The organism is Sorangium sp. So ce834 (assembly GCF_051521425.1).
GTDB classification, from domain to species: Bacteria; Myxococcota_A; Polyangia; order Polyangiales; family Polyangiaceae; genus Sorangium; species Sorangium cellulosum_D.
In genome coordinates, this window is the sequence record NZ_CP150351.1 from 6,790,378 (window position 1) to 6,802,593 (window position 12,216).

The 12,216-nt window shown below is 71.1% G+C and carries 3 protein-coding genes (1 of these 3 only partly in view); all 3 read right to left on the reverse strand.

The annotated features are described in order from the left end of the window. Tightly spaced (each overlapping or abutting the next), the 3 genes in view from WMF20_RS24385 to WMF20_RS24395 form a layout consistent with a single transcriptional unit that may run on beyond the window. Entirely contained in the window at window positions 1–1,155 is a 1,155-nt protein-coding gene (locus WMF20_RS24385; RefSeq protein ID WP_437616999.1) for a methyltransferase, read from the reverse strand. Next, a complete protein-coding gene (locus tag WMF20_RS24390; RefSeq protein ID WP_437617001.1) occupies window positions 1,152–2,105 on the reverse strand; it encodes a fatty acid desaturase family protein in 954 nt (317 codons plus the stop codon). Before WMF20_RS24390 ends, WMF20_RS24385 begins: the two co-directional genes overlap by 4 nt. Then, window positions 2,102–12,216, reverse strand: the 3' portion of a protein-coding gene (locus tag WMF20_RS24395; protein WP_437617002.1) for a non-ribosomal peptide synthase/polyketide synthase. The gene runs 6,958 nt beyond the window's last position; only the last 10,115 of its 17,073 coding nucleotides appear in the window; its start codon lies beyond the right edge, outside the window — the gene reads right to left on this strand; it ends in the stop codon at window positions 2,102–2,104. Before WMF20_RS24395 ends, WMF20_RS24390 begins: the two co-directional genes overlap by 4 nt.

The window sequence follows — 12,216 nt, forward strand, 5'->3', positions numbered from 1 at the left end:
TCAGCCGGTGACTGGCCGGGCACCGACCACCGAGCTGTTGTATCCGAGCAGCGGCATGACGCGGAGATCGACGAAGCCGGCCTCGGCAAGCAGGTCGCGCAGCTGCGAGGGGCGAAACTGACGCGCCTCCATGTCGAGCGCCATCATGAGCGAGAAGTGGGCGGTCCACAGCGGCCCGGGCCTATCCTCGTCGAGCAGCGCCTCTTGCACGAGCACAAGACCACCCGGCTTCAGGCTGGCGTAGGCGCGCCGCGCCAGCTCGAGACAGCGCTCGTCGTTCCAGTCGTGGAAGATGTTGGTGAACAGGACGGCGTCGAAGCCGCCGGGCCACGCGACCTGGAACATGTCGCCGCCGACGCAGCGCACGCGATCGGCCACGCCGTAGCGGTCGGTCAGCTGTCGCGCCAGGTCCACGCTCCCCGGCAGCTCGAGCAGCGTGAGCTGCCGGCTGAGGTCGCGGAGCGCGAGCGCGACGCACATCGAGCCGATGCCGCCGGCGACATCGAGGATCGCACGCCGGCCCGCGAGCAGACCCGAGGCATCGAGCGCGAAGCCGAGCGGAAACGAGAAGCGGTGCATGGCCGGTCCCCACAGCGCGGCGTGGTGCGCGCTGCCTTCCGACCACTTCGCCTTGGAGCCGCCGGCGCTGCCCGAGCGCAGCGTGTGGAGGAGCGAGCGGCTGATCGACGCGGCGGGCAGCGAGCTGTCGAAGAACGGGCTATCGGGATAGAGGTAGAACCGCGCGGCCTCGGTGAGCGCCAGACCATGGTCGCGGCCCTCGAGGACTCCCGCGGCAGCCAGGAGCTCGACCCACGCGCGCACCGGGCGCTCCACAAAGCCGAAGTGGGCCGCCAGCTCGTCAGCGGTCGTTCCCGGACGGTCGTCGATAAAGCGCAGCATGCCGAGCTCGCGGGCGACGACGATCGCCTGCACCGTGCTGCTCACTGCGGCGTGCTGTTGCAGCACCTCGAGCGGTGCGGGGATCGCCGGCGCGGCGTCCGACACCAACCGCGTGACGGCGTCACGGCTCTGCCGCGCCCAGAACTCGCGCTTGATGCGCTGCCTCCGCCGGCGCTCGGCGAGCCACTGTCGGGTCAGCCGGAACAACCCGAGCGCGAGCAGGGTGACGAACGAGCCGATCGCGAGCGGGATCATGGCGCTGCACCTCTCTGGAACACCGCAGCCGGGGCGCGGTCGAACACCACTTCCAGCAGGGCTCGATGGTAGCCGCGAGTGACATGCGCGTGGCGCTGGAACGGCTCGCTCCGGGCGAGCTCGCGGTGCAGCTCGGGGAGTCGGAAGAAGGGAACACTGGGAAATAGATGGTGTGATAGGTGGTAGCCGGCGTTGCGCGTGACCACGAAGGCGCTGTCGAACAGCGAGGGCACGACATCGCGGGTGAGCAGCACCAGCGGCGTGTCCGACGGCCGGTTCGCCGTGCCCGGCGGGTAGTGCTCGGCGACCGCGCGCAGCAGGTTGATGAACATTCCCCAGGTCGCGAGCGGCACCATCCAGTAGAGCGCCACGATTCGCAGCGGCCACACCGGCAGGACCACCCCGGCGACCAGCGCGCCCGGGATCGCGATCGCGAGCACGCGCTGCCGCCAGTTGCCACGGATCACCAGCCGGCACAGCGGCACGAGCAGGCGTAGGCCGACCAGCGCACTCGCGAGCTGGAGCGCCCGACGCCACGGTGGCACGGCGTACCAGCTCAAGAACTCGTCTAGATCGGGGTCGGCCGGGGCGTTGACGTGACGGTGATGGTCGAAGTGCATCGGACGGTACTCGAACAAGTCGAAGACGATGCTCGGCACGAGCAAGCGCCGCGCGAGGCGGTCATTGCGAGCCCGATCGCGCGTGAGCAGGCCATGCGCGCCGTCGTGGAGCGCAACCGAGAACATCCCGACCTGACGCGCGGCGATGGTGATCACCGCCGCCAAGTAGAGCGGCGGCGACCAGAACCGTTCGCTGATCACGACCGCCGCCACGATCACCGCGTAGTCGAGCGCGACCGCGCGGAGGACCCGGGCGGTGTCGAGCCGAGACAGCTCGGCCAGGCGTTGCCGCGAGATCATGCGGTTGCGGTCAAGGCTTGCTTCCATCATTCAGAGATGTTTGGGCCCGCATGGGCTCGTGATTGTTTTTCGGCGCGCAAGGGCCGAGCTTCGACGGCGAGGTGCTCCGCGCTGGCACGCGCCATGTCCTCGGAGATGCGTCGGGCCAGGGCGCGGGCGTGCGGTGGCTGCACCATCGTCATGTGGTCGCCGCCGACCTCCTCGTAGACCACGCGCTGGGCCACCTTCTCCCACCCATCCATCGTCCACACCGGATCACGCTCCGCGGCGAGATAGTGCGTGATCGTGATCGGGAGCGGCGGCGGGACGTAGCGCAGCTTGGCGTGCTTGACGGCATGCGCGACGGTCACGTAGCGCTCGATGACGTCGATCGGCAGGTTGACGGGCAAGAAACCGGTTGCCTGGGCGGTCAGCAGCATGCCGCGCACATCGCCCGCGCGGTCGAGCTCGCCGAGCTTGGCGCGCAGGTCGTCCGGGATGTCGTCGGGGAGCCGATTGAGCACGGTGGCCAGCCACGACGGGTCGATCGGCCCGCTGCTGGGAGCATCGAGGAAGGCGAGGAACTCGACGCGCTCGCCAGCCGAGAGCAGCTGGTGCGCCATCTCGTAGCCGACGTTACCGCCCAAGCACCAGCCGACGATGCGATAGGGCCCGTGGGCCTGAACCTCGCGGATGGCGCTGACGTACGCGGCCGCCATGGCCTCGATCGTCTCGAGCGGCGTCTCGCCGGAGAGGTAGCCGATGGCCGACAGGCCATAGACTGGCACCTCTGGGTCGATGCCCGGAAGGAGCGCGGTGACGTAGCCGATCTCGCCCGGGCCGGGGTGGATGAAGAACACCGGTCGTTTGGTGCCGGCGCGGCGGAATGGCGTGAGGTTCGAGCGTAGATGCAGCGGCGTCCGGCGCGCGGCCACGGCGCAGAGCTCGAGCAGCGTGGGCGCGGCGAACAGCTCGCGCAGCGCGACCTCCGCATCGACGAGCTCGCGCAGCCGGGCCAGCATCTGCACCGCGAGCAGCGAGTGGCCCCCGAGGTCGAAGAAGCTGTCGTGACGTCCGATCCGGTCGACGTTCAGCAGCTCGGCCCACAGCGCCGCCACGCTCTGCTCGATCTCGCCTTGGGGCGGTAGGTAGGCGCGGCTGACGTAGGCCTCGACTTCCGGGACCGGCAGCGCCTTGCGATCCACCTTGCCGTTCGCGCTCAGCGGAAACGCGGCGAGGTGCACGTAGGCCGAGGGGATCATGTACTCCGGCAAAAAGTCGGCGAGGCGCCTGCGCAGCGTGCCGACAGGCACCGGCTGCTCCGCTGTGTAGTAGGCGACCAGCCGGAGGTCGCCGGGCTGATCCTCGCGTGCCAGCACGAGCACCTCCCCGACGCCCTCCACCTCGGCCAGCACGGCCTCGACCTCACCAGGTTCGATACGGAAGCCGCGGATCTTCACCTGGTGATCGTTGCGCCCGAGGAACTCGACGCTGCCGTCGGGCAGCCAGCGCCCGAGGTCGCCGGTACGGTACATGCGGTCGTCGGCGCAGTCGCTGAACGGATCGTCGAGGAAGCGCTCCTGGGTGAGCTCCGGGCGATTCAGGTAGCCGCGCCCGACGCCGTCACCACCGATGTAGATCTCGCCGATCACGCCAACCGGCACTGGCTCGCGATAGCGGTCGAGGAGGTAGATCCGCGCGTTGGGGATGGGCCGTCCAATCGGCACGGTCGCGCCATCGACGCGCGAGCAGCGGTGGATCGTCGCGCATACCGCCGCCTCGGTCGGGCCGTACGCGTTGAAGAGCCTGACCTGCGCCGACCAGCGCTGCGCCTCGCGCAACGCGATCGCCTCGCCCGCGACGATCAGCGTGGTCGCCGTGAACTGCTTGGGGTCGCACTGCGCGAGCGCGGACGGCGGCAGCGTGACGTGGGTGATCCCGTGGCGCGCGAGCGTCCTCGACAGCGCCGGGCCGGGCATGAGCTCGTCGCGCGATACCACGTGCAGGCTCGCGCCGCGGACCAGCGCCATGCCGACCTCCGACACGCTGGCGTCGAAGCTGAATGCCGCGAATTGCAGCACGCGGCTCATCTCGTCGACGCCGAAGATCGCGCTCTGGGCGGTCACCAGATTGCAAAGCCCGCGGTGCTCGTTCAGCACGCCCTTGGGCTGGCCGGTGGAACCGGAGGTGTAGATGAGGTAGGCGAGGCTCCTCGATCCGATCCCGACCTCGGCCCGGTCGAGCGGGCCGGCCGGCTCGCTGGCCCATGCGGCGTCGCCGCGCGACAGGTCGATCACCGCCCGTGGTCCGACGGCGGCTTTGCCGATGGCGTCGACCAGCACGATCCTGGGTGCGCTGTCGGCCAGCATGTATGCCAGCCGGTCGGGCGGGTACGACGGATCGAGCGGCACGTAGGCACCGCCGGCCTTGAGCGTCGCCAGCAGCGCGACGATCACGTCGGGGCTGCGGTCGATGCAGACCGCCACGCGCGACTCGGCTCGCACGCCGCGGCGGCGCAGGTAGCGGGCGAGTCGATTGGCGCGCTCGTCGAGCTCTTTGTACGAGAGCTGCCCGGAATCCCAGACCAGCGCCGCCGCGTTCGGCGTGCGGGCCACCTGGTCCTCGAACAGCTCGTGGAAGCAGCGGTCATGCGGGTACGGAGCGCGGGTCGCGTTCCAGGTCGTGACCACCTGCGCGCGCTCCGCCGCGTCGAGCAGCGACAGTCGCGCGATGGGCCGTGTGTCGGCGCCGCTGGCCACCGCCGCGCGCAGCGACCGCTCGAGCATCGCGGCGAAGCGCTCCGCCGTGGCGCGCTCGAACAAGGCGGTCGCATAGCTCAGCGTTCCCTCGATCCCGGACTCGGTCTCGTAGAGCGAAAGGCGCAGGTCGAACTGCGACGACGACTGTGGCACCTCGAAGCTCGCCAGATCGAGGCCGTCGAGCGCAAGCGCGCCAGCGGGCGCGTTCTGCCATGCGAACAGGACCTGGAAGATCGGCGAGTGCGAGAGGCTGCGCGGTGGCTTCACCACCTCGACGACTTGATCGAACGACAGATCCTGGTGACGCTGGGTCGCAAGCACCTGGGCCCGCGTCCGCGCGAGCAGCTGGGCGAGCGTCGGATCGCCGGCGAGGTCGATGCGCATCGCCAGGGTGTTGACGAAGAAGCCGATCAGCGGCTCGATCTCGGCCCGGGTCCGGCCCGCGACCGGGGTGCCGATCACCACGTCGTCTTGACCGGCGAGCCGCCCCAGCGTCACGGCCCAGCTCGCCAGGATGGTCATGTACAGGGTCACGCCGTGGCGCCGGCCGAGCGCCCGAAGCTGATCGGCGAGCTCGACGGGCAGCCGCACGGCAACGGTGTCGCCACCGTGGTCCTGCTGGGCCGGGCGAGGTCGATCGGTCGGCAGCGCGAGCAGCGTCGGCGCGCCGGCGAGGTTGCGGCGCCAGAACTCGACCTGGTTTTCCAGCTCGCCGCGCTCCAGCCAACGGCGCTGCCAGGCGGCGTAGTCGGCGTACTGGACCGAAAGGGCGGGCATGGGGTCGGGCGCACCCTTGCGGTGCGCGTTGTACAGGGCGCTGAGCTCGTCGAGCAGCACGCCCATCGACCAACCATCCGACACGATGTGGTGCGTCACGATGTGCAGCACGTGCTCGTCGTCAGCAACGCGCATGAGCATCGCCCGCACCGGCAGATCGCGCTCGAGGTCGAACCGCGCCGCGGTGTGCGCGCTCGCGAGCTGCAGCGTCGTGGCGTCGAGGTCACGCCGCCCGCGTAGATCGCGCGCAACCACGACCAGCTCGGCCTCGGCCTCGGGCCGCACTATCTGCATGGGCTCCCCGTCGACGACGCGGAAGCAGGTGCGCAGCGCCTCGTGACGCTTGACGATCCGCGCAAGCGCCCAGGCGAGCGCCTCGCGATCGAGCGGACCGCGCAGCCGGATGCCGCCCTGGAGGTGGTGCGCCTGGCGGCCTTCGGACAGCCGGTCGAGGATCCACAGGCGCTTCTGCGCCAGCGAGAGCGGCAGCGGTCTGCCACGCTCGATCGGCGTGATCGCGTCGACCTGCGAGCGGGCAGCGTCGCTCAGCCGCTCGGCCAGCGCGCTCAGTCGCGGGTGCTCGAAGACGTGGGCGAGCGGGACCTCGATGTCGAGCATCCGGCGAAGCCGTGACACCATCTGCACGGCGAGCAGGGAGTGGCCGCCGAGCTCGAAGAAGTTGTCGTGGCGGGTCACGTCCGGCACCTGGAGCAGATCGGCCCAGAGCCCCGCGAGCATCTGCTCGATCTGGCCGCGCGGCGCCTCGTCGTGACGCCGCACCGGCGAGCTGGTCTCCGGGGCGGGCAGCGCCTTGCGATCGACTTTGCCGTTCGCGGTGAGCGGCATCGCCGAAAGGTGCACGAAGGCCGCCGGCATCATGTAGGTAGGGAGGCTCGCGGCGGCATGCTGCCGGAGCGCGTCGGTGCGGGAGGCCTGCGCCGTGTAATAGGCGACCAGGCGCGCGTCGCCCGGTACGTCCTCGCGCGCCACCACGACGACCTCACGGACATCGTCGACCTCGGCCAGCCGCGCCTCGATCTCGCCGAGCTCGATGCGGAAGCCGCGCAGCTTGACCTGGAAATCGTTGCGCCCGAGGTACTCGAGGTTGCCGTCGGGGAGCCAGCGGACGAGATCGCCAGTGCGGTACAGGCGTCCATCCGGCGTGAACGGATCGGACACGAAGCGCTCTGCGGTCAGCCCCTCGCGATGGAGGTAGCCGCGCGCCACGCCATCGCCGCCGATATACAGCTCACCGGGTACGCCGATGGGCACGGGGCGGCGCTGCGCGTCGAGCACGTAGACCTGTGTGTTGGCGATCGGTCGGCCAATGTGCGGAACCGGCTCGGTGAGGCGGCTCAGGGTCGACCAGATGGTCGTCTCGGTCGGGCCGTACAGGTTCCACAGCTCTGGCACGCCACCGAGGAGCTCCGCGGCCAGGCTCGGCGGCAACGCCTCACCGCCGCACAACACCTTGAGCGAGCGGCACCGCGCAGGCCAGCTGTGCTGCGCGAGCATGCGCCAGGTCGAGGGCGTCGCTTGCAGGATCGATACGCCGTGGGCCTCGATCAGCGCGTGCAGCGCCACCGGGTCACCAGCCTGCTCGCGGGTGGCGATCACCACGGTCGCGCCGCACGACAGAGGCAGGTACAGCTCGAGCCCGGCGATGTCGAACGACAGCGAGGTCACGCCGAGCAGCACGTCCTCGGCGGTGATGCCGGGAGCGTCCCGCATGGTGGTCAGGAAGTTGACGATGCTGCGGTGCTCGACCATCACGCCCTTGGGCTGGCCGGTCGATCCGGACGTGTAGATGACGTACGCGAGGTGGCGCGATGTCAGCTCGGCGCGCTCCGGGCGACTGCTGGGATACCCGTCGAGCGCGCCCGGCGCGTCGAGCAGCACGAGCGCCGCGGAGGTGGCCGGCAGGCTCGCCGCGATCGCGGTTTGGCTGACGAGCTGGCTCGGCCGGGCGTCGGCGAGCATGGTCGCGAGCCGCTCGCGCGGATAGCTCGGATCGAGCGGGACGTAGGCCCCGCCCGCCTTCAGCGTTCCGAGCACCGCCACGACCAGATCGATGCCGCGGTCGACAGCCACGCCGACCAGGCCGTCCGGGCCCACGCCGCGGACGCGGAGCAGGTGGGCGAGCCGGTTCGCGCGCTCGTCGAGCTCGCGGTAGGTCGCGCGGGACTCGCCCGCGATCACCGCGATCGCGTCCGGCGTTCGCCGCGCCTGGGCCTCGAACAGCTCGTGCACGCACAGATCATGTCGGTAGTCCCGCGCCGTCGCATTCCAGGCAGCGACGACCTGCGCGCGCTCCGCCGCCGGCAGCACGTCGAGCTCGCGCACGGCCGCGCCGCCTCCGTGCTCGAGCGCGTGCACGACCGCCTCCACGGCCGTGCGCATGAAGGCGCAGACGCGCGCGGGCTCGATCGGCTCGCGCACGTGAGCGGTGAGCGCGAAGCCCTCGCCGAGATCATCCACCGACATGACGAGCGGGTAGTTGGTTCGCTCCTCGGCGGACAGCAGCTCGAAGCGTTCTTCGCTCGCATCGCCCGCCGTCGGCGCCTCTGGCGCGGCATCCTCGATCGTGTAGCGATAGTTGAGGAGCGACGTGAATAGCGGCGCCTCCGCCGGCACGGCGCTCGCCCGCTGCGCCAGCACGAGTGGGGCGTGCTCATGGCGGAGCAGGTCGACGAGCAGCGCGTGGGTCGCGGTCACGCTCTCGGCTACGCCGCGCTCGCCGACGCCGAGCCGCACCGGCAGCGTGTTCATGAACAGGCCCAGGCCTCGATCGGCGTGGGCGCCGCCCTGCATTCGGCCGAACAGCACGGTGCCGAACACCACCTGCTCGCGGCCGGTCGTCCGGGCCAGCACCATGGCCCACGCCAGGTGCATGAGGCTCGCGGGACTGACCCGGAGCCGCCGCGCCTCGCGTCGGATGGCCAGGGCGAGCTCGGCCGGCAGGAGCTCGTGCGCCTCGCCGATGCCCCGGCCATCACCGCGCACATCGACGAGCCCGAAGGGCGCGGTCGGTTCGTCGATGTCGCCCAGCATCTGCGCAAAGAACGCACGGTGCTCGTCCTGGCTGACGCCCAGGCGCGCCTGGGCCACGAACGTGCGGAACGGCACCGGCGGCGGCAGGCGATCGGCCTCGCCGCGCAAGAAGGCCTTCGCCTCGTGGACGAGCAGATCGAGGGTCGTGTGATCGACCACGAGGTGATGCGACAGCACGCTCATCACCCAGCGGCCGTTCGCCTCGTCGCTCGCAATGTGGCAGCGCAAGAGCGGCGCCCGGCTGATGTCGAGCCGCACGCGCCGCGGATCGCAGCGCGCGGCGAGCTGGGTCGCGATGTCGCCCTCGCGCGGATCGAGCACGACGAGCTCGACCGGCAGCTTCGCCTGCCGGCGCACGACCTGGACGGGCTGATCGAGCCCGCGCCAAGCGATGCCGGTGCGCAGGATGTCGTGGCGAGCGATCACGTGATCGAGCGCGGCGACGAAGCGATCGAGCCCGGCTCGGGTCGGGAACGCGAGCAGGTGCGATTCGACGTACGCATCGCTGCTGTCGTCGAGCAGGTGGTGGAACAGCATGCCCTCCTGGAGCGGCGCGAGCGGGTAGATATCGGCCACGTTGGCCGCGCCGCCGTCGACGCCCGCGACGATGCTGTCGATCGCCTCCTGATCGAGGCGGACCAGGGTCAGCATCTCCGGGGTGATGCGCGTCGCCCCGGGGGTGACGAGGTTGTGCGGCAGCGTGACCTCCTGGCTCTCGGTGCCGGCCCGCTGGGCGAGCTCGGCCAGGCTCGACGCCCGGAACACCGCGCGCACGTCGGCGTGCAGCCGCTCGGCGCGCATGCGCTCGATGAGGCTCACGGCCAAGAGCGAGTGTCCGCCGAGCTCGAAGAAGTTGTCGTTGCGCCCGACCTGCTCGAGCTTGAGCAGCTCGGCCCAGATCCGGGCCAGCCGCTCCTCCTTCTCGCCGCGCGGCGCCTCGTAGGCGCGGGTCGAGGCCTGCCCGTCCGGCGCCGGCAGCGCCGCGCGATCGATCTTGCCGTTGGCCGTGAGCGGCAGCGCCTCAAGGTGCACGAACGCCGACGGCACCATGTAGGACGGCAGACGATCGCTCGCGTGCTGCCGCAGCGCCTCCGGTGACACCGGCGCGCCCGTGAGGTAGGCGACGAGGCGAAGGTCGCCCGGCGCGTCCTCGCGCGCAACCACCACCACCTCGTCGACGCCGTCCTGTGCGCGCAGCGTGGTCTCGATCTCGCCGAGCTCGACGCGGTAGCCGCGGATCTTGACCTGGTGATCGTTGCGCCCGAGGTATTCGATGGTGCCGTCGGGACGCCAGCGCCCGACGTCGCCGGTGCGGTACATCCGCGCGTCGGGCTCGGCGGCGAAGGGATCTGGCAGGAACCGCTCGCGGGTCAGCTCCGGGCGGTTGACGTAGCCGCGCGCCACGCCCACGCCGCCGACGTGGAGCTCGCCGGCTACGCCGACCGGTACGGGCTCGCCGCGGGCATCGAGGATGTAGACGCGCGCGTTGGTGATGGGCCGTCCGAGCGGCACCGACGCGGGCAGCGGGTCGGTGACCTCCTGGGCGGTGCAGGCGACCGAGATCTCCGTCGGTCCGTAGTTGTTGAAGATTCGCATGTCGGGCGCGTGCTCGCGCCACCAGCGCAGCGCTGCGCCGCGCAGCGGCTCGCCGCCCAGCACGAGCGTGCGGATCCGGCCAGCCAGCGCCTCCGCCGGGATCACCTGCTGCAGCAGCGCCAGGTGCGACGGTGTCAGCTTGAGCGGCGCGAGGTTGGAGCACGAAAGGAGCTGGCGACGCCACGCCTCCACGTCGTTGCCCGGTGTGCCGAGGCGCACGGTCTTGCCGCACAAGAGCGGCGGGTAGAGCCCGGTGAGCGCGAGGTCGAAGCTGAGCGAGGTGAGGATGAGGGAGCCATCGCCGCTGGCCAGATCCTGCTGCCGGATCATGTGGGCCGTGTAGTTCACGATCCCGCGGTGCTCGACCATGACCCCCTTGGGCCGCCCGGTCGATCCGGACGTGAACATGACGTACGCCAGGTGCCGGGGGGTCAGCCCGAGGGCGCGCGGGTCGAGCTCGTCAGCGTCGGCCGAGCGGTCGACATCCTCGACGGGCTCGCCGCCCGGAGCGAGCAGGACGACGTCCGCCTGCGCGGCGGGCAAGCGCGCCTGCCACGCCGCCTCGGTCAGCACCACGCGCGGCGCGGCCTCCTCGAGCATCTCCGCGAGCCACGCGGCGGGGTGGTGCGGATCCACCGGGATGTACGCGCCGCCGGCCTTGAGCACCCCGAGGAAGCCGACCACCATCGCGATGCCGCGCTCGGCGCAGACCGCGACGAGCACGTCGGGACCGACGCCCCGCGCGCGCAGCGATCGCGCGAGCCGGCTGGCCCGCGCGTCGAGCTCGGCGAAGCTCAGCGACTGATCGCCCGCGACGAGCGCCGTCGCGTCCGGCGTGCGCCGCGCTTGATCCTCGAACAACTCGTGCAGGCACTGCGCGCGCGGATAGTCCCCGGCGGTGTCGTTCCATTCGACCAGGATCTGCCGGCGCTGCGCCTCGCTCAGCACCGGAAGCTCCGCGACACGACGGTCGTCGCCAGCCGCCATGGCCTCGAGCAAGGTCGTCCAGTGCGCCACGATGCGCTCCACCGTGGCGCGCTCGAACAGCGCCGTCGCGTAGACCAAAGAGCCGGTGATCCCGGCGTCGCCCTCCTCGAGGGTCAGCGACAGGTCGAACCGGGCCGTCGCCGCTGGCCGCGCGACGCTCGACAGCTGCAGGCCGGGTAGATCGAGCCCGCCGGGCTGCGCGGAATGGTAGTCGAACATGACCTGGAACAGGGGCGAATGCGCGAGGCTGCGCGGCGGCTTGACCGCCTCGACCACCTGGTCGAACGGCAGGTCCTGGTGGTCCTGCGCGGCCAGGACCTGCGCGCGGGTGCGCGCGAGCAGTTGGGCCACCGTCGGTTCGCCGCGCAGGTCGATGCGCAGGGCGAGCGTGTTGACGAAGAAGCCGATCAGCGGCTCGATCTCCGTCCGGCTGCGGCCGGCGACCGGGCTGCCGATCACCACGTCTTCTTGGTTCGCGAGCCGGCCGAGCGTCGCGGCCCAGCTGGCGAGCAGCGCCATGTACGGCGTCACGCCGTGGCGCCGGCACAGCGCATACAGCTGATGGCTCAGCGCGGCGCCGAGCTGAACATCGACGTTGGCTCCCGCGTGACTGCGCTCGACCCGCGGCTGGTCGGTCGGTAGCCCGAGCAGCGCCGGCGCGCCGGCCAGGTTGCGGCGCCAGAACTCGGCCTGGGCCTCGAGCTCGCCCGCGGCGAGCCAGCGACGCTGCCAGACTGCGTGGTCGACGTACTGGATCGCCAGCGGCGGAAGCGGATCGGCCTCGCCGCGAGCCAGGGCGTGATAGAGCGCGCTCAGCTCGCCGAGCAGGATCCCCATGGACCAGCCGTCGGCGGCGATGTGATGCATCACCAAATGCAGGACGTGGTCGTCGGCGGACAGCCGCACGAGCAGCGCGCGCACCGGCAGATCGCGCTCGAGATCGAACACCGCGGACTCGTGCCCGCTGCACATCGCCAGGGCCGCGGCCTCGC

Excerpts from the sequence above, each read along its gene's own strand:
- WMF20_RS24385 (WP_437616999.1), bottom strand. The coding sequence starts at position 1,155 with ATGATCCCGCTCGCGATCGGCTCGTTCGTCACCCTGCTCGCGCTCGGG.
- WMF20_RS24390 (WP_437617001.1), bottom strand. The coding sequence starts at position 2,105 with ATGATGGAAGCAAGCCTTGACCGCAACCGCATGATCTCGCGGCAACGC.